This is a genomic window from Corynebacterium striatum ATCC 6940 (assembly GCF_000159135.1).
GTDB lineage: Bacteria > Actinomycetota > Actinomycetes > Mycobacteriales > Mycobacteriaceae > Corynebacterium > Corynebacterium striatum.
The window spans coordinates 48,248-66,826 of sequence record NZ_GG667526.1 but is presented as its reverse complement, the minus strand read 5'-3'; the positions used below and the strand labels follow the sequence as shown (position 1 = coordinate 66,826).

Below are 18,579 nucleotides of genomic sequence, written 5' to 3'. Positions count from 1 at the left end.
TGCGCATCACAGAAAAGTGTGGTTTCTAGTGGTTGGCAGGTTGGTATATTTTAGCCGCTGGTAGCCGCGTAAATGTGGAATATGCAGGCATTTTCAATTTATTCATGGGGGTAAAAATAGGGGCACCCCCATCTGTCCTTGAAACGACAGATGGGGGTGCCCTTTGCCCTATGTGGTGAGCAGGCTCACCCTATATTGGGCGATGCTGCTGCGGAAAGGCTAGGCCTTAGAAATCTCCCAGAACGGGATAGTGCCGTTCCAGCTGACCGCGACGTTGTTGACGGACTCGGACCAACCGATCGTGGTGTTCGGGTACCACAGCGGGACGGCGGGCAGATCCTCGAAAAGGATCTGCTGGATTTGCTCGTTAACCTTTACGGCCTCTTCGGGGGAGCTGGACGCTGCCTTGTCGATGAGGGAGTCGAGCTCTGGGTTGGAGTAGTCGGCATCGTTGTTGCCGGCGCCGGTGCCGTACAGGGGGCCGATAAAGGCGCTGGTGGCCGGGTAGTCGGCGGACCAGCTGGATCGGGTTGCGCCCTTAGCGGTGCGGTTCTTAACTTCGTCACGGAAGGACTTGAAGTCAGGGTACGGATTACCCACGGACTCGATGCCCAGAGCGTTCTTGATGGAGTTTGCCACGGCGTCGACCCAAGCCTTGTTGTTGCCGTCAGCGTTGTAGGAAATCGGCAGCGTCCCTTCGAACTTGCTGATCTTGTCCGCCTTGTCCCACAGCTCCTTCGCCTTGGCGGGATCGTAGTTGAGCACGTCGGAGCCCTTGATGGAGTCGTTGTAGTTCGGGATCGCCGGCGAGGTGAAGTCCTTGGCTGCGGTTGCGGTGCCCTTGTAGATGACCTCGGTGATCTCGTCGCGGTTGATGGCGTGGGAGATGGCCTGGCGGCGCAGCTTGCCCTCTTCACCAGAGAAGTGGTCGAGGTTTTCGTTAAGGGTCAAAGCAACCTGGCGGGCGGAGGCGTCGGAAGTGGAACGGCCGGCGAGCTCCTGCTCGTAAGTGGAGAATGCGGAGTCTGGGATGGCATCCAATACGTCGAGGTTGCCGGAGAGCAGGTCAGCGTAGGCGGCGTCGCCTTGGGCGTAGAAGGTGAACTTCACGCCTTCGTTCTGAGCTGTGCGCTCGCCGGTGTACTCCGGGTTCTTGACCACTGTGGCGTCAACGTTGTGGTTCCAGGAATCCAGCATGTATGGGCCGTTGCCGATTGGGTTTTCGCCATAACCATCGATGTCGGCGAAGGCGGACTCGTGCATCGGGAAGTAGGCGTCGTAGCCCAGGCGGCTGACGAAGTCGGCGTCGGGTGCGGCCAGCTCGATGGTGAAGGTGGAGTCATCGATGACCTTCAGTCCCTCCATGGACTTAGCGCCCTCTTTGTAGCCCTTGATCATTTCGAAGAAGTACGCGTTGTTGAAGTTCTTCTCAACGGCGTAGTTCCACGTATCGACGAAGTCCTTCGAAGTGACCGGCGAGCCATCGGAGAACTTGGTGTCCTTGAGCTTGACTGTGAAGACAGTGTTGTCCTTGTTGGGCTCGATGGACTCGGCGACGTCCATGTGGGTCTTGCCGGCGTTGTCGTAGTAGACCAAGCCGGCATAGATCAGCTTGGTTAGGCGTCCGCCACCATTTTCGTTGGTGTTTGCCGGGATTAGCGGGTTCTGCGGCTCCGCTCCGTTGGCCAAGACGATTCCGTCAGAGGAACCGCCGTTGTCGGAGGAGCCGCAAGCAGCCAGGGAAACCGAGGCCGTGGCTACGGCTAGGAAAGCGAGAGTCTTCTTGTGATTCATGCAGTTGTACCTTTCACGCGGTGCGTAGGGAAACATCGCATTTAGACTAGAAGCACTGCATAGAAGATCCAAAAATTAGCGGGATGAAAGTTATTCTTGCTTCCGAGCATGCAACGGCGGAAAACCGTGCATATTTTATGAATAAGACTCAGGAAATGGCGAAGCTAAGGGGGCGTCGCCAAGCGAACAAAAAGCTCCGTCTCCCAGACAGGAGACGGAGCTTTGCGTTGCGCGAGTCTAAAGCTTAACGCAGAACTTAGTTCTTGGTGATCTCGTAGTAGACCGGGACGCCCTTCCAGTTGAAGGAAGCGTTGCTTACAGCCTCGGAGAAGCCACCAGTGGCGTTCGGGTACCACAGCGGGATGGCTGGGAGATCTTCGAACAGCAGCGACTGAGCCTCGTTGTACTTCTTAGCGGCCTCTTCCTGGGAGGAGGACTTTGCAGCCTCAACGAGCAGCTTGTCGAACTCTTCGTTGGCGTAGTCACCGTCGTTCGAGGAACCGCCGGTCTGGTACAGCGGAGCAAGGAAGTTGCCCAGGGATGGGTAGTCTGCCTGCCAACCGGTACGGAAAGCGGTCTTGATGGTGCGGTTGGTTACCTCGTCACGCAGGGACTTGAAGTCTGGGTAAGGAGCGCCAACGGCCTCGATGCCCAGGGTGTTCTTGATGGAGTTGGACACTGCATCAACCCAGCTCTTGTGGCCACCGTCAGAGTTGTAGGCAATCTCGAAGGACGGGGAAGCCCACTTGTTGATCTTGTCAGCCTCAGCCCACAGCTTCTTAGCCTTCTCTGGGTCGTACTTCACGACTTCGTTGCCCTTGATGTCCTCGGAGTAACCCGGGAGAACTGGGGAGGTGAAGTCCTTGGCAGGAGTGCGAGTGCCCTTGAAGATGGTCTCGGTGATCTCCTCGCGGTTGATTGCGTAGGAGATGGCCTGGCGGCGCAGCTTGCCCTCTTCACCGGAGAAGTGCTCGAGGTTCTCGCCGATGGTGAAGGACTGGAAGCCAGCGTAAGGCTGGTTGACTGCACGGTCGCCGAGGTCAGCCTCGTAGACATCGAAAGCGGAGTCCGGAACGGAGTCTAGGAGATCCAGGTTGCCGGAGAGTAGATCAGCGTAAGCGGCGTCGTTGTCGGTGTAGAAGACGAACTTCACGCCGTCGTTGGCAACTTTCTGGCCACCCTTGTATTCCTCGTTAGGAACGACGGTTGCGTCCTGGTTGTGGTTCCACTCGGAGAGCTTGTATGGGCCGTTGCCGATTGGGTTCTGGCCGAAGGCGTCCATGTCCTCGAAAGCAGACTCGTGCAGCGGGTAGAACGCGGAGTAGCCGAGCTGAGCTGGGAAGTCCTGCTCTGGGTTGGTCAGGGTAACGGTGAAAGTCAGATCGTCGACGACCTTGAGGCCCTCGAGCTCCTTGACGCCTTCCTTGTAGCCCTTGATGTTGCCGAAGAAGGATGCGTTGAGCTGGTCGTTTGCTACGGCGTAGTTCCAAGCGTCAACGAAGTTCTTTGCGGTAACCGGGGAGCCGTCGGAGAAGTTGGTCTCCTTGAGCTTGATGGTGAACTCGGTGTTGTCATCGTTGGGCTCGATGGACTCGGCGATTTCGTTTTGAGTCTTGCCCTCGGAGTCGTAGTACACGAGGCCGGAGTAGATGGAGTCAACGATGCGGCCACCGCCGGTCTCATTGGTGTTTGCAGGAATCAGCGGGTTTTGTGGCTCGCTGCCCCAAGCGGTGATTAGGTTGTCGCCGCTAGCGGATCCACCTGCGGCGCTGTCGTTGCTGTCGCTGCCACATGCCGCGAGGGTAAGGGCTACGGAAGCTGCCGATACGACAGCAAGCGTCTTTTTGATCGTCATAAGGGGGAGAGACCTCCGAATTGCGTAGAGCATTGGATGAACATTTGCGAACCTTTTAGGTTTGAAATGAAGTTACCTTGTGTTCACGCACACATTCAAGAGTTTGTAATTTATAAACATGTGATAAAAACTATAAGTCGCTAGTTAGTATCCCGTGAACTGGGATTTTAGGCTTAATAATAAAGAAAAAGCCACCCCCTGTGTGGGGTGGCGCTCGGGATAGATTAACTGTTACTTATTTCGCACATTCGCAATCGTGCGAGTTGAGCCATTCGCTGACCATCGTTGCGAAGGCTTCGGGCGACTCAATGTGGGGCAGGTTCTTGGTCTGAGCGATGGTGGCGTTCCGGAACGCGCTTGCCGTGCGTTTCTCAGCGCGACGCACGAGTGGGCGCCACAGTTGTTGCTTGGGATGCAGGTACAAAACCGGCGCTTCGACCTTCGAGTCGATCCAGCTTAACGGTGGCACGGCGGTGCGCATGCGGTGGTTCCACAGGATCCCACGGCGGACGTTTCCTATCTGCGAGGCTTGAATGCGCAGCTTGGCGACGTCGCCCCGGCACTCAGCTGGGAACTTTGAATCCGTGTTGAGGGCCAGCTCCTTTTCATAAGTGGAGGGACGCATTAAGGGGTTATGCCGGCGGATGGGCCCTGCTAGGCGGCATAGGCCTGCGCGCAGTAGCAGCCACCCGAAGTCCCATGGGCGGGCGGCCATGGCGCGGCGCAGATCGACGGGGTGGGACGCGGAAACAGAGACTAGTCCCAAGGTACGTTCGGGGCGTTCGCAGGCCACGGCCCATGCAATGGCACCACCGGAATCTGCACCGACTAGGTATGCGGAATCGTGGCCCAATGCCTGGATGGCGCCCGTGATGTCACCGACCATCGCGCGAATGTCCTGGCCTACCTCCACTGGGGGCTTGTCCGACATTCCGAAACCGCGCATATCGAGGGCAGCGACGTGGAAGCCTTGCTCAGCAATGGGGGCGATGACGTCCTTGAAATCGAACCACCCGCCGAAGGAACCATGCAGGAGGAGGACGAGCGGATCGCTCGGTGACCCAGCGGTCGCTGCATGCAGCCTGATGCCACGGGTGTGCACAAACTCGTGCGTGAAGGGGCCTTCGAGCTCAACTACTGAAGGGGGCAACGGCGCAGGAGTCTGGGCCATGGGAACGGTTTCCTTTCTTTCCTTGCCTTATAAAAGCTAAACCCGCCCGAGCTAGAGAGCTCGGGCGGAGATAAGGCCTCGGGCGGAGACAAGCGAAGTTGGAAAGTGCTGCTAAATGGTTTTAGGTGTACAGGCCGCGTTCAACGGACTTGGTTGCCTTGCCTGGGACTAACTTCTTGAGTTCCTTGGTGGACTGGATGGTCTTCTCAGGTGCCTTAACCTTCTTGATGTTCTTGAAGCCGATAAAGCCCACGATGGCTGCGAGAACCAGCATGATGAGGAAGACGATCAGGAACGCTGCCCAGCGATCGAGCCAGAGGTCGAGCAGCTCCGCAAGGAAGAAGAAAAAGAAGAAAGAGCTGTACAGCGCGATGGTGCCAGCGACGCCGAACATGCCGGCACCGATGCCGCCCTTCTTGGCGGATTGAGCAAGCTCGGTCTTGGCGAGCTCAACCTCGGAGCGGACGAGCTGAGACATCTGCTCGGTAGCGTTGGAGACCAGCTGTCCCACGGATACCTCACCGGGCCTCGAGGTATCTGCATCGCTGAGCGGGATAGCATTGACCTTCGGTGCGAATTGGTCCGATCCGTCAGTGAATAGTCCGTCGTTGCTCACGGTTAGTAACTCCTAGCGTTTGTCTAAATCTGTAGTGGCCATAGTAGTGAAACCTGACAACTGCGTGTGTGGGGAATCGCAGAGGCCGCACAGGTCTATCCTAGAGGATATGGCAGAAAATGACCCGTTGGCCCCGCTCTTTGCATTGCCTGGGGTGGAAAATGCGGCTGCGCAAGCTGTTCAGAAAATTTCTCGCGCACATCGCCGCCCGGCGGGTTTACGGAAATTCGATGTTATTTCCGCAGAGTCCGCGATGCGCGGCGCACGGGCCGCGGTGTTCGTCGAAGGCCTAAATATCTCCCCGAATTTGCAGCCCGAAGATGCGGCCGACGGGCCCCTTGCAAACGCTATTAGTGCCTACTCGGTGCTGGCGCCCGAGGTGCAATCGACTACTGTGCGCACCTTTGCGCGCTCGCCGCTCCAAGTTCTCGCGCGACTCGACGTTGCGGCGGGCGGAACAGGCATTCCGGCGGCGTCGGGCGCCGCGCGTGTCCAAGCCTTGGCGCGTCTCATCAGCAGTGGTAGCGGAATGATTTTTGACCGGTTGCTCCCAGGGGTGTTACATGCGGAGCTCGCTGCCTACGGCGTCTTCGGATCACGCAGTCACCTCATCGGCATGGTTGCAGCCCGCATCGCGGCGATACACAGTGGCTTCGACCCGCGTGGCTTTGCGGCCCCCGAAACCTACTACAACCGCCACCGCGATGAGTATTGGGAAGCCATCAGCGCTTATCCGGAGCAGCCTGGCAAAACTTTGGAGTTTCTGCTTAAGGCATGGGCTGCGGGCGGGGAAGAAGCGGACGGCATCGCGCGGTCGGCCTAGGCGCTGTTCTTGGGTTCCCAGAAGGCCGAGGGGCGTTGTGACAGCCACAGGCCAGCCGCCACAACTGCTGCGATTCCGGCCACCACCGCGGAACCGATGCCTACTTCCTTCGCACCGGGCATCGTAAAGAGGGGGACCGGGTCCTTGAAAGTGCGGATGTCCCAGCCTTGTTCCAAGGCGTGCTTTTTCATGTGTCGGTCAGGATTGACCGCAACGGGGTGGCCCACCATTGCGAGCATCGGGATGTCTGTCGCCGAATCGGAGTATGCATAGGACTCACCGAGATCGACGCCCAGTTCCTCCGCGATGTCACTTATTGATTGCGCCTTGGCAGGCCCTTTGCAATAGAAGAGGATTTCCCCGGTAAAGCGGCCGTCGCTTTCTTCTAGCTCGGTGGCTGCCACGCGCGTGATGCCGAGCTCCTCGGCGATGGGGCGCACCAGCGCTGATGCGGAAGCTGAGATGATGACCACCTCGTGGCCCGCCGATTGATGGAACGTGATGAGCTCGCGGGCCTCGGCATAAATGGCCGGGGTGACCACGTTGTGCATCGTCTCAGCCACGATGTTGTGGACTTCATCCACCGACCAACCTGCGACCATTGCTGCTAACTGGTCGCGGGTGGCGTCCATCTGTTCGCTGGATTGGCCTGCAAACATGTAGCCCGCTTTTGCAATCGACATTTGCAGGGCTTCCGACGGCGTGATGAGTCCGTTGTGCATGAACTCCTTGCCGAAGGCGAATGCGGAGGAAGTGGCGATAATGGTTTTATCCAGATCGAAGAAAGCAGCCACGCGGGAATCACCGCTGGGCACGGAGGAATCAGCAGCGGTGGAGGCGGCTTCCGTGCCGATAGCTTCAGCACGGTGGGGATCGGGAATCATACTGTGACCAATGTTAAGGGTGTTACGCGGTGGCGGCAAGGTTGGCGGAACTTTGTGATTTCTCTCGTGCGGCATTTGGTCTGGGGCCTTGGGTGCCTTGCGCCGTGGTTGCTGTTGTCAATGGCCCGCTTCCATGCCATAATGAGCGGTGCAAGGCCCCGATATACTGTGCGGCCTGCCCCGGCTCACCCCCCCCGATGCCGGGTTACCGATGACCCGCGCACACCCCCCCGAGGCGCGGGTCATCATCTATTTCCGCCCTGTTTGTGCACGCGAAGGTCAAGGCAAAGGAAAGCACAAAACGGCTGTTTTCCACACATATTTGCTGACACGTCACGCTGCATCGCTACAACGCGTTTCCAATAGGTGCGTTATCCACAGCGAGAAAATTGCCTCTAGAAACAGCGGCTATGTCACCCGCAGGCTTAAGGCATGAGTTCACAAGACGTCACCATCGCCATCGCCGTGGGAGATTCCGCGTTGCGCGCTGAGGTTCTTGCAGCAGCCGCTGCTACCAGCGTGCACGTCACCACGGTGGAAGACCCACGCGACTTTCCGCGGCACCTGCCCAAGGCCAGCGTTGTCATCGCAGACAAGCTCACCGCGGCTCTCGTGGCCAAACACAGCGTTGCCCCGGTTTTCTTCGTTGTGGCCGACCCCGGCCCCATTGACTACGAGGCCGCGATGAAATGCCGCAGCGCCGAAGCCTTCATCGTGCCTGCTGAGTCGAAGCAGCTCTTGAGTGCGCTTGCGGATCAGGTGAGCCCACGTGAGCAAAGCGGCGGCTCTTTCGCGCTCGCAGTGGTTGGCGCAGCCGGGGGAGTGGGCACATCTACCTTTGCCTATGCGCTCGCGGTGGAGGCGGGAGCAGGGCTGCTCGTCGACGCCGCTCCTTACTCCGGTGGGCTCGATCTTCTCGCTGGCATCGAGGAGGAACCAGGGGCAAGGTGGCCGGATCTTGCAGCGGGAAGTGGCGCCGTAAACGCCACGGACCTGCATCGGGCGGTGCCGCGGCACGGAAACCTGGGGGTGCTGGCGGCGTCGCGAAGCGCACATGCGCAGGTAGCGACCCTTAAGCCAGCGCGGCGCGGGGCCATTTTCCAAGCAGCTGCGTTGCACCCACAAGGTGCTGTCTTTGATGCCGCGCCGGGCGATATTCCGCAAGTCTGTGAACACGTGATCATCGTCTGTGCTGCCGAGGTGCGCTCCGCCGCGGCGTGTGCACAGCTGGTTGGGGAGCTGCGTGCGCAGCAGATGGCGTGCAGTGTTGTGGTACGGCATCGGCAGTGGTCGGGGCTTGAGCCGGAGGATATTGCGAACATCGTGCACTGCGACCCGATTGCGGAGATTCCCACTGTGCGCGGGTTGACCAAGGCCGTGGAGACAGGCGGTTTGCGCAGCATACCGCGCCCGTTGCGCGCGGCTTCCCAGCGAGTGATCGACGAGGTGCTTTCATGAGTAACACCAGCCTCCTGGATAAGCTGCGCGGAATTGTGGCTGCCGAGCCGGAGCTCGTGGCCGACACCACGGCACTGGCGCGGCGTATCCGCGCAGAGGCAGGTGTCATCAGTGATGGTGATGTTCTCGACCTTTTGCGCCGCCTGCGCCATGACTCGCTTGGGCTCGGGGTGCTGGAACCGATTCTGGCGCAGCCGGGGCTGAGCGACGTTGTGGTCAACGGTCCACGCAGTTGCTTCATCGACCGTGGCAGCGGCTTGGAGCCGGTGCCCGTCAGCTTTGCCAGCGACGCCGAGGTACGCCAGCTTGCCACCCGCCTTGCGGCGGTGGCGGGTGTGCGCCTCGATGACGCACAGCCTTTCGCCGATGGAAGGCTCGCGCGGCCCGATGGCACAGCCCTGCGCCTGCACGCGCTGCTTGCCCCGCCTTCTGCGGGCGGCACCTGCATTAGCTTGCGCGTGCTTCGCCAAGCACAAACGAGCCTTGACCAACTGGTGGCAAGCGGCAGCATCGCAGCAGAGGTCGAGCCCCTGCTGCGGGCGATTGTGGAACGCCACGCTTCCTTCCTGGTCATTGGCGGAACGGGAGCGGGCAAGACTACTTTGCTCTCAGCGATGCTGGGTACGGTGCCAGACTCTGAGCGCATCCTCGTTATTGAGGACACCGCGGAGCTTGCGCCTTTGCATCCGCACGTGGTGACGCTGGTGGCGCGGCGCGCTAACGCGGAAGGCCGCGGTGAAATCACGATGGCGCGGCTCCTGCAGCAATCGCTGCGCATGCGCCCCGACCGCATTGTGGTGGGAGAAATTCGCGGAGCGGAAGTTGTGGATTTGCTTGCCGCGCTCAACACCGGCCACGACGGCGGTGCTGGGACCCTGCACGCGAACTCGGTTTGGGAGGTACCAGCGCGCATGGAGGCCCTCGCCGGGCTCGGCGGTTTGGATCGCGACGCACTGCACTCGCAGCTGGCGGCGGCGGTACACGTGGTGCTTGCGATGGAACGGCGGCCAGAGGGCCGGCGCCTGGCGCACATCGGGCTGCTCGAAGGAAACCCCGTGGTGCCCGAGCTTATCTGGAGCATCGATACCGGCAAGGGGCCCGGTTACGGGGACTTCGCTGAGCGCCTGGGGGTTGCACCATGACCTTCTTACTCCTAACGGGAGCGGCCCTTGTGATGCAGCCTCCGGTAGCTCGCCGGCTGCAGCCAGGCAACGCGCGGACTCGCCCTGCCGGGCTACTTGTGGTTCCGGTGGTCTTCTGCGGGGTGCTCGGCTGCTACGTATTCGGGCGTGTCAGCGTCGCAGTGGCCGTGTTGTTCGTTGTGGTCTGTGCGGTCTGGTACATCCGCGACGTCAATCAAGCCCGCCAAGCCCGGCGCGGTCGGGAACATCTGGCTACCTTCCTCGGCACGGTTGCCGCGGATCTCAGGGCGGGTGCCACCACGGCGGGTGCGTTGCAACGCGGTGTGAACTCGGTCCCTGCAGAATGCCCCGCGGCAGTGCGGCTTCCGCTTCAAACTGCGGCTGGAATGGCTGCTCACGGTGGGCATATTCACGCCCCGCTCGTGGAGGCCGCGGACCCGGCGGTAGTGCGCCTTGGCCACGTCATACGCATGTCGACGGCACACGGGGTCGCGCTCGCAAATCTTATCGAGCAGGCCCAGGCCCAGCTCGATGCCGCGCGCCGCCACGCCAAATCCACGGAGTCTTCGCTGCAGGGCCCACAGGCCACCGCACTTATCCTGGCCTGTTTGCCGTTGGCCGGCATCGCGATGGGAGGGGCGATGGGCGCGGATTCACTATCGTTCCTGTTAGGCGGGGGATTAGGGGGCCTGCTTCTCGACGTCGGTGTGGCCCTTGCCTGTGCAGGCTTTGCCTGGTCGCGCTACATCCTGCGGAGGGCTGCGGCATGATGACCTTGCTTTGTCTGGCCCTAGCGCTTCTTATTCCCACGGCCCCGCCGCTGCGTCGTCTCGTGCGGCCAAAGACGCCACGCGATGGGCCGCGGCAGCAGCCTGCGCCTCTTGATGTTGCGGCTGACCTCGAGCTCTTCGCGGTGTGCGTGGAGGCGGGCCTGTCGGTGCGCGATGCGTTGGCTGGGGTGGCGTCGACAAGCGCCTGCCCCGCGTGGCAGGAAGCTGCCGCGCTGCTGGGGGTTGGTGCGCCGATGTCTTCGGCCATCGCGGTCCTGCGTGAACAACCGCAGTTGGCGGATCTGGCGGGTCTGCTTGAGCTCTCGGGTGAATCCGGCGCCGCGATTGCCGCGGGTTGTCACCGCCTGGTGGAGACGCTGCGCGCGGAGGCCGCCGCGAATGCTGTGGCACGCGCTGAGCGCGCCGGGGTATTCATCGCGGTTCCGCTAGCCGTGTGCTTTCTGCCAGCGTTCATCGTCTTGGGGCTCGTGCCCGTGATTATCAGCCTGGGGACCCAGCTGCTTTAGAAACCTATCCACTAATACGAATCTCACACATCAACTACAGAAACCAGCACTACAAAGGAGAAAAATATGAAAGTTCTAGCTACTCGCATGAAAGCCGTCTTAGGCAACGACGAGGGTATGTCGACGATCGAATACGCCATGGGCTCACTCGCTGCTGCGGCGCTGGCTGCGGTACTTTATGCAGTCATCAATGGCGGACAGGTTCCCGACGCCATCGAATCCATCATCACCGACGCGCTCTCCAATACTCCGCGCTAGGCTATGCAACTCATCCGCATCCTGCGTAATGACACGGGCTCGGTCACCATCGAGGCGGCTCTGGGGTTAAGTTCGCTGGTCATCGTGGCCGCGGGCGCAGTCGCCGGGGTGGCAACGATGGCGGCACACCTCGCGGCTGTCGACGCCGCTGGGGCAGCCGCCCGTGCACATGCCATCGGGGAGCCCTTCTCGAGTGACGGGGCAAGCGTCGACGTTGCTGAGCATGGCGGGCTCGTGACCGCACAAGCCACGGTGCCGGCCCCGCTCGGGTCGATGAAGGCGCGTGCTGTGTTCCCTGCTGAGATCGGGTCCACGCGATGAACCGCTGGCATAACTCCGATGCTGGCTATGCCACCGTGGCCAATGCGGGCATCATCGTGGCCATCGTGTCCCTCTTGCTCGGCGTCACCGCCGTAGCGGGGCGGGTGGCTGCGCGCCACGAAGCGCAGGTTGCGGCGGACATGGCTGCCGTGGCGGCTGCTTGGGACCACGCCCGGGGCAGGGACGCGTGCGCCCAGGCGCGGGAGACGGCCGCGCACAACGAATCGACGCTGCGGGAGTGCCGAGTGGTCGAACGCGACGTCATCGTCACCGTTGCCGTACGGCGGGTGGAGGCGGTGGCGCGGGCCGGGCCTGTCTAAGCGTCGGCAGGCATGGGCCCTGATTGCGTCATCGTCACCAGCGCGCCCAACAGCTTGATGGCGCCTGCCTTGTCCAGCGGGTTGTTGCCGTTGCCGCACTTCGGTGACTGCACGCAGGACGGGCAGCCCGACTCGCACGGGCAGGAGACCACCGTCTCGTAGGTGGTGGCTATCCACTCGGGGAAGCGGCGGAAGCCCTCGTCGGCAAAGCCGGCGCCGCCGGGGTGACCGTCGTACACAAACACCGTGGGCAAGCCCGTGTCCGCATGCTGCGCGGTAGAGACGCCGCCGATATCCCACCGGTCACACGTTGCTATCAGCGGCAGCAGACCGATGGCGGCGTGCTCCGCCGCGTGCAAGGTGCCAGGCGTATCCGCTGCGGTGACGCCCATCGCTGCAAGTGCCAGCGGATCGATGGTGTACGCCACCGCGCGGGTATGCAGGCGCTGTTGCGGCATCTCCAGGGCAATGTCATCGCCCACCGTGCCATCAGGCAAACGCACCTGATAACCCGTCACTTGGTCGATGACCTCTACCTCGACGTTGGCTACCCACAGCCCCGGCGCGTAGTTCACCAGTTCGTCGGCCTCGCGCACGATTCGAATATCCGTGGTCGAGCGCGGGGTCGTGGTGTACTCCGGGGTGTCCGGCTTAGCCAGCGCCAGGTAGTCGGCGAAGTGCAGCTCCTCGATGACGTAGCTCTCGCCCTGGTGCAGATACACCGCGCCGGGATGGACCTGGCTGGCGGCGCGTGCGGCGTCGATTGTGCCGAGCAAACGCCCGTCAGAAGCATCCACGATCATGACCTCTTCGCCCGAACCACCGCGCAGCGACACCGCCGCGTGGGCAGTCTCCGGCGTGAGCTCCTCCCCAGCCGGAATCGGCGCGGCGAACCATCCGCGGTCGCGGCGGCGCAGCAGCCCCCGCTCCGCCAGAGCATGCACCACGTCGTGCGCCCCGAGCTGCTCGATTTCCGCATCCTGGAGCGGCTTCTCGACGGCCGCGCAGTAGACGTGCCCGAACAGGATATAGGGATTCGCCGGGTTGAACACGCTCGTCTCAACTGGCTTGCCCAGCAGCGCGTCAGGGTGGTGCACCAGGTAGGTATCCATCGGCTCGTCGCGTGCCACCAACACCACCACGGAGCCTTGCCCGCGCCTGCCCGCGCGGCCTGCTTGCTGCCAAAAACTTGCCACCGTGCCCGGAAACCCCGCGGTGATGACGGCATCCAATCCGCCCACATCGATACCTAGTTCCAGCGCCGAAGTCGTCGCCACGCCCAACAACTCACCGGAATCGAGGGCCTTTTCCAACTTGCGCCTGTCTTCTGCCAGGTAGCCCGCGCGATACGCAGCGATGCGGCGGGCGAAATCCGGCCGGCCCAACGCGCCCGAAAGGTCTTCCGCCGTGCGTAGCGCCACTACCTCCGCGGCGCGCCGGGAACGCACGAAAGTCAAGGTGCGCGCGCCCTCTGCCACGAAGGTCGCCATCATTCCGGCAGCTTCCGTGGTCGCGGCGCGGCGAACCGGGGCGCCGTTTTCGCCTTCAGCGCCTTCAATGAAGCCCGGCTCCCACAACGCCACCGTTCGCGCGCCCGTCGGCGCACCGTCCTCGGTCACCTCGCGGGTTTTACGCCCCGTCAAACGCTGCGCATGGATGGCCGGGTCCTTCATTGTGGCGGAGGCAGAAATGACCACCGGGCGCGCTCCGTAGTGATCGCACAGCCTTAATAGGCGGCGCAACACCAGCGCCACGTTCGCGCCAAAGACCCCGCGGTAGGAGTGGCACTCGTCGATCACAATGAAGCGCAGATGCCGCAGGAAGCGTGCCCAGCGCTGGTGGGAGGCCAGCATCGACATATGAATCATGTCTGGGTTGGAGAAAATGAACCGCGCGTCATCCCTGATTCCGGCGCGCGCCTCGGTGGGAGTATCGCCGTCGTAAGGCGCGGCAACCATCCCGTGCAGCTCCTCGACCTCTCTGCTCATCTGCAAAACGGAGTGCAGCTGGTCCGAGCCCAGCGCCTTTGTGGGGGTGAGATACAACGCGCACGCAGTAGGGTCACTTGCCAACGCAGTGAGGATGGGAAGCAGGTATCCCAAGGACTTGCCCGAAGACGTGCCTGTGGCCACCACGACGTCGTTTCCCTGCCAGGCGCGCTCGGCTACCGCGACCTGATGGGAGTAGAGCTTGTGCACGTCACGGCCCTCAAGGAAGGTGCGCAGCCCAGGGAGAACCCATTCGGGCCACGGCGCATAGCTGGCCGGTTTCGCCGGCAGGGTGGTGGTGAAAGTGCATGTGGATTCGTCGTAGCGTCGCTGCAGGAGCTCGACGAGTTCTTCACCAAGAGGGTTGGTCACGCTACCCCCTTTCCCGAAAATCTTTTGTGTCAAACTATCGCCTACTGAACAAACGTGCCACACTGGGAGGCAGGCCGATGAATTCTTGGCTCAGTGTTTTTCTTTTTGTTAGTGCTGGCGAAGATTTGTTTTCCACAATCCAATTTTTCGTCCACACCGAGTGGACACTCACATAGAAGGTTTAACACCATGGCACAAGGTACCGTCAAGTTCTTCAACGCAGAAAAGGGCTACGGCTTTATCGAGATGGAAGATGGCTCCGGCGACATCTTCGTTCACTACTCCGAGATTCAGGGCAACGGCTTCCGTACCCTCGAAGAGAACCAGAAGGTCTCTTTCGAGGTAGCTGAGGGGCAGAAGGGCCTGCAGGCACAGAACGTGACTGCTCTCTAAAGCTTTAATTCGCGCAACCCCTTAGGAATGATTTCCTAGGGGGTTTCTGCGTATCCGCGGCGGGTATCCCACCACTCCAGCAGAGCGTTTTGAACCTTCTGTAGGCCAAAGCCGATGATGATTGCGGCGATAATACTGACCACCATCGCGAGCGCCGGCGAATCGGAGAAGGCCATACCTCCCACATAGCCAATGGCTAGCGCTTGGGCAGCCCAGATGGAGACGCCTATGGTGTCGAAGAAGAAAAACAGCGGCCACGGATAGCGCATCGAACCCAACAGAATGGTCATGAATAGTCGCGCTGAGGGAATGAAGCGGGCAATGATGATTGCGGCGCCACCGCCGCGGCGCATGTTGCGCTTGACCCACGCTAGGCCCTCGTAGGCTTTGGAGCCCTTTTGGACGCGGTTGACCAAGGCCATTAAGCGGGTTCCCAGAAGGAAACAGAGATTATCGCCCAGAATGGCTGCCACCAATGCGACGAAGAACATAGTGGGGACGTGCGGGTACCCCTGCGACGCGGACCAAGCACCCACCATATTGAGTGGGATTTCAGAGGGGAGGACGGGGAAGAAACAGTCTAGGAAGATTAGGCTTCCCACCAGCGGGTATACCCATTGGGTGAGCATGACCATTTCGATCCATGCGGTGACGGATGCAACCATCATTCCTCCCCATCGGGCGTGCTGTTCGTGTTAGTGTGCCTTTTATTGTGCCCTGTGCTGAGGCGCTGTCAGGAAACGTGGCCCCCAAAGCTACAGCTGGCTGTAAAGCGACCAGTATAACCGCGCTTAAACAAGGCAGCGCAGCTGCCCTAATAAATACAGAGAAAAAGAACTGTGTACGCTATTGCTCAATTGCCTTTTATTGTGCGCGATCCTGAAGCGCTAAAAAGGGTTTGAAACAGCGACATGAGATCGGGTCATCGAAAGGGATGAAGTCGAGTGGCAGAAGCAGCCGGGAAAACCCTGGTCATCGTCGAGTCAGCGACCAAGGCTAAGAAGATCCAGCCCTACCTAGGCGACAAATACATTGTTGAAGCCTCCGTGGGGCACATCCGCGATCTTCCACGCGGCGCTGCTGACGTCCCTGCGAAGTACAAGAAGGAATCCTGGGCCCGCCTCGGCGTGAACCCTGAGGACAACTTCACCCCGCTGTACGTCATCAGCCAGGAGAAAAAGAAGAAGGTCGCAGACCTCAAGGCCAAGCTGAAGCAGTGCGATCAGCTCTACCTCGCAACAGACCCGGACCGCGAGGGCGAAGCCATCGCTTGGCACCTGCTCGAGGTTCTCAAGCCCAAGGTCCCTGTGCGCCGAATGGTCTTCAACGAGATCACCAAGTCCGCCATCTTGGAGGCGGCAGAAAACACCCGTGAGCTCGACGAGAACCTCATCGATGCCCAGGAAACCCGCCGCATCCTTGACCGCCTCTACGGCTACGAGGTGTCCCCGGTTCTGTGGAAGAAGGTCATGCCGCGCCTGTCCGCCGGCCGCGTGCAGTCCGTTGCTACCCGCGTCATCGTCGAGCGCGAGCGTGAGCGCATGGCGTTCATCTCTGCTGAGTATTGGGACCTGACCGCTTCCCTGCAGACGCAGGGCAATGCTAAGGAGGAGTTCGACGCCCGCCTGACCGCCATCGACGGCAAGCGCGTTGCCTTGGGTCGTGACTTCGACGATAGGGGCCAGCTCAAGGGTGATGAGGTGGTCGTCGTCAAGCAGTCGCAGGCGCACGCGCTTGCCGACGCCCTCCAGGGCGCCACCTTCGACGTTTCCAGCGTCGAGCACAAGCCATATACCCGCAAGCCTTATGCGCCGTTCATGACTTCGACGCTGCAACAGGAGGCAGGCCGTCGCCTGCACTACACCTCCGAGCGCACCATGCGTATCGCGCAGCGTCTCTACGAAAACGGTCACATCACCTATATGCGTACCGACTCAACCTCGCTGTCCAAGCAGGGGCTCAACGCCGCGCGAGGGGCCGCAAGCTCCATTTTTGGTTCGGAGTACGTCTCTGAGGCGCCGCGCATCTACGACCGCAAGGTGAAAAACTCCCAGGAGGCCCACGAGGCTATCCGCCCAGCCGGCGAGAAGTTCGCCACCCCGGGTGAGCTCTCCAGCAGGCTCGACGCGGAGGAGTTCAAGCTCTACGAGCTCATCTGGAAGCGCACCGTGGCCTCCCAGATGGCTGACGCCAAGGGCACCTCCATGAAGGTCACCGTGGCGTCCACCGCCACCACCTCCGAGGGCGCTCAGGACGTGGAGTTCTCTGCCACCGGCCGCACCATCACCTTCCCGGGCTTCCTCAAGGCTTACGAAGATGTGGCTGCCAAGAATTCCGACGGCGAGTCCCGCCTGCCGCACCTGGACGAGGGCGATGACCTCGCCGCCACCAAGGTGACGGCAGACGGCCACTCCACCAACCCGCCGGCTCGCTACACCGAGGCCAGCTTGGTTAAGAAGATGGAAGACCTAGGCATCGGCCGCCCGTCGACGTACGCCTCCATCATCAAGACCATCCAGGACCGCGGCTACGTGCTTTCCCGCGGCAACGCCCTGGTTCCGTCCTGGGTTGCCTTCGCGGTCATCGGCCTGATGGAAAACAACTTCACCGAGCTGGTGGACTACGACTTCACCTCCTCCATGGAGGACGAGCTCGATGCCATTGCCGCCGGCACCGAGAACGGAACCGACTGGCTCAATGGCTTCTACTTCGGCAACGCCGCAGCCAAGGACCAGAAGGCGGACTCGATTGCCCGCCACGGCGGTCTGAAGTCGCTCATCGACATCAACCTCGAGGCCATCGACGCCCGCCAGGTCAACTCGCTGAAGCTTTACACCGACTCGGAAGGCCGCGACGTCTTCGTGCGCGTGGGCCGCTATGGCCCGTACATCGAGCGCGTCGTGGGCACCAACGAGGACGGCACGCCTGAGTACCAGCGCGCCAACCTTTCTGAGACCACCACCCCGGATGAGCTCAACGAGGAGTTCGCAGAGAAGCTCTTCGCCACCCCGCAGGGCGGCCGCGAGCTGGGTGAGAACCCTGCTAACGGGCGCATGGTCGTGGCCAAGGAAGGCCGCTTTGGTCCTTACGTGACCGAGCAGGTGCGCGACGATGAGCGCGAAAAGGCCGAGGCCGAGGCCCTCGAGGTGGTCAAGCAGGAGCGCGAGGCCGAAGACAAGCAGCGCGCCGAGGAAGGCAAGCGCGCCAAGAACTGGGAGACCAAGACTGCGGAAAAGCAGAAGGAAAAGCGCATCGCCGAGTACATCGACGAGAAGCTCAAGCCGGGCACTGCTTCGCTGTTTAGCTCGATGGAGCCATCTACTGTCACCTTGGAAGATGCGCTCAAGCTGCTGTCCCTGCCGCGTGAGGTGGGCGTGGATCCTTCCGATAACGAGGTCATCACCGCGCAGAACGGCCGCTACGGTCCGTACCTGAAGAAGGGCAGTGACTCCCGTTCACTGGCTAACGAAGAGCAGATCTTCTCCATCACCTTGGACGAGGCGCGCCGCATCTACGCGGAGCCGAAGCGCCGTGGCCGCGCCGCCGCGCAGCCGCCGCTGAAGCAGCTGGGTGACAATGACGTCTCCGGCAAGCCGATGTCCGTCAAGGATGGCCGCTTCGGCCCGTACGTCACCGACGGCACCACGAATGCTTCGCTGCGCCGCGGCGACGATCCCGCAACGCTTACCGACGCCCGCGCCAACGAGCTGTTGTCCGAGCGCCGTGCCAAGGAGGCCGCGGATGGCGGTAAGAAGACAACCAAAAAGGCTGGGAAGAAGTCGACCAAAAAATCGACCAAGAAATCCACGAAGAAGGCAACCAAGAAGTCGGCGAAGAAGCCTTCGCCAGGCACTAAGAACGTGGTCAAGGCAGGCAGCCGCAAGTAG

General features: G+C 61.3%; 17 protein-coding genes. 10 read left to right on the top strand and 7 right to left on the bottom strand.

Going from position 1 to position 18,579, the window contains the following annotated elements; translation table 11 throughout:
- Window positions 1–219 precede the first annotated feature (219 nt).
- The 4 genes from HMPREF0308_RS10030 to HMPREF0308_RS10015 form a co-directional block, all read right to left on the bottom strand.
- The gene (locus HMPREF0308_RS10030; RefSeq protein WP_005531253.1) at window positions 220–1,794 is read right to left on the bottom strand and encodes a peptide ABC transporter substrate-binding protein; all 1,575 of its coding nucleotides are present in this window, start codon (window positions 1,792–1,794) and stop codon (window positions 220–222) included.
- Between the two features lie 256 nt (window positions 1,795–2,050).
- Window positions 2,051–3,649 carry a peptide ABC transporter substrate-binding protein gene (locus HMPREF0308_RS10025; RefSeq protein ID WP_034657446.1) on the bottom strand — a complete coding sequence of 533 codons (1,599 nt, stop codon included), beginning with the start codon at window positions 3,647–3,649 and terminating at the stop codon, window positions 2,051–2,053.
- Between the two features lie 235 nt (window positions 3,650–3,884).
- The gene (locus HMPREF0308_RS10020; RefSeq protein WP_005531247.1) at window positions 3,885–4,820 is read right to left on the bottom strand and encodes an alpha/beta fold hydrolase; all 936 of its coding nucleotides are present in this window, start codon (window positions 4,818–4,820) and stop codon (window positions 3,885–3,887) included.
- A 121-nt stretch (window positions 4,821–4,941) separates the two neighbouring features.
- On the bottom strand, window positions 4,942–5,436 hold the full coding sequence (locus tag HMPREF0308_RS10015; protein WP_005531246.1) for a phage holin family protein: 495 nt from the start codon (window positions 5,434–5,436) through the stop codon (window positions 4,942–4,944).
- Between the two features lie 109 nt (window positions 5,437–5,545).
- Between HMPREF0308_RS10015 and HMPREF0308_RS10010 the strand changes: the two genes are divergently transcribed.
- Window positions 5,546–6,259, top strand: coding sequence for a hypothetical protein (locus HMPREF0308_RS10010; protein WP_005531245.1), 714 nt, complete (start codon window positions 5,546–5,548; stop codon window positions 6,257–6,259).
- Here HMPREF0308_RS10010 and HMPREF0308_RS10005 read toward each other — a convergent pair.
- Window positions 6,256–7,155, bottom strand: coding sequence for an HAD family hydrolase (locus HMPREF0308_RS10005; RefSeq protein WP_370445676.1), 900 nt, complete (start codon window positions 7,153–7,155; stop codon window positions 6,256–6,258). The two genes, HMPREF0308_RS10010 and HMPREF0308_RS10005, sit on opposite strands and share 4 nt — an antisense overlap.
- 420 nt (window positions 7,156–7,575) lie before the next feature.
- On the opposite strand from HMPREF0308_RS10005, the gene ssd reads away from it, so the two are divergent.
- From ssd to HMPREF0308_RS09970, 7 genes are all read left to right on the top strand, one after another.
- Complete coding sequence (gene ssd / locus HMPREF0308_RS10000) at window positions 7,576–8,601, top strand: septum site-determining protein Ssd (RefSeq protein ID WP_005531243.1); 1,026 nt, start codon at window positions 7,576–7,578, stop codon at window positions 8,599–8,601.
- Complete coding sequence (locus tag HMPREF0308_RS09995; protein ID WP_005531242.1) at window positions 8,598–9,743, top strand: TadA family conjugal transfer-associated ATPase; 1,146 nt, start codon at window positions 8,598–8,600, stop codon at window positions 9,741–9,743. Before ssd ends, HMPREF0308_RS09995 begins: the two co-directional genes overlap by 4 nt.
- Before the next feature lie 32 nt (window positions 9,744–9,775).
- The gene (locus tag HMPREF0308_RS09990; RefSeq protein WP_236081525.1) at window positions 9,776–10,513 is read left to right on the top strand and encodes a type II secretion system F family protein; all 738 of its coding nucleotides are present in this window, start codon (window positions 9,776–9,778) and stop codon (window positions 10,511–10,513) included.
- On the top strand, window positions 10,510–11,040 hold the full coding sequence (locus HMPREF0308_RS09985; protein WP_005531240.1) for a type II secretion system F family protein: 531 nt from the start codon (window positions 10,510–10,512) through the stop codon (window positions 11,038–11,040). Before HMPREF0308_RS09990 ends, HMPREF0308_RS09985 begins: the two co-directional genes overlap by 4 nt.
- A gap of 66 nt (window positions 11,041–11,106) precedes the next feature.
- On the top strand, window positions 11,107–11,298 hold the full coding sequence (locus HMPREF0308_RS09980) for a DUF4244 domain-containing protein (protein ID WP_005531238.1): 192 nt from the start codon (window positions 11,107–11,109) through the stop codon (window positions 11,296–11,298).
- Between the two features lie 3 nt (window positions 11,299–11,301).
- On the top strand, window positions 11,302–11,619 hold the full coding sequence (locus tag HMPREF0308_RS09975) for a hypothetical protein (RefSeq protein WP_005531236.1): 318 nt from the start codon (window positions 11,302–11,304) through the stop codon (window positions 11,617–11,619).
- Window positions 11,616–11,939, top strand: a complete 324-nt coding sequence (locus HMPREF0308_RS09970) for an Rv3654c family TadE-like protein (RefSeq protein ID WP_005531234.1) — start codon at window positions 11,616–11,618, stop codon at window positions 11,937–11,939. Before HMPREF0308_RS09975 ends, HMPREF0308_RS09970 begins: the two co-directional genes overlap by 4 nt.
- Here the strand turns inward: HMPREF0308_RS09970 and HMPREF0308_RS09965 are convergent.
- Window positions 11,936–14,299 carry a DEAD/DEAH box helicase gene (locus tag HMPREF0308_RS09965; protein ID WP_034657445.1) on the bottom strand — a complete coding sequence of 788 codons (2,364 nt, stop codon included), beginning with the start codon at window positions 14,297–14,299 and terminating at the stop codon, window positions 11,936–11,938. The genes HMPREF0308_RS09970 and HMPREF0308_RS09965 overlap by 4 nt on opposite strands.
- A gap of 189 nt (window positions 14,300–14,488) precedes the next feature.
- Between HMPREF0308_RS09965 and HMPREF0308_RS09960 the strand changes: the two genes are divergently transcribed.
- Window positions 14,489–14,692 (top strand): cold-shock protein, encoded by a 204-nt coding sequence (locus tag HMPREF0308_RS09960; RefSeq protein WP_005531231.1) that lies wholly within the window; start codon window positions 14,489–14,491, stop codon window positions 14,690–14,692.
- Window positions 14,693–14,727: 35 nt separating this feature from the next.
- Here HMPREF0308_RS09960 and HMPREF0308_RS09955 read toward each other — a convergent pair whose 3' ends face one another.
- Window positions 14,728–15,357: a DedA family protein gene (locus HMPREF0308_RS09955; RefSeq protein ID WP_034657454.1), complete on the bottom strand. Its 630-nt coding sequence runs from the start codon at window positions 15,355–15,357 to the stop codon at window positions 14,728–14,730.
- Between the two features lie 279 nt (window positions 15,358–15,636).
- On the opposite strand from HMPREF0308_RS09955, the gene topA reads away from it, so the two are divergent.
- Complete coding sequence (topA, locus tag HMPREF0308_RS09950; protein ID WP_005531228.1) at window positions 15,637–18,579, top strand: type I DNA topoisomerase; 2,943 nt, start codon at window positions 15,637–15,639, stop codon at window positions 18,577–18,579.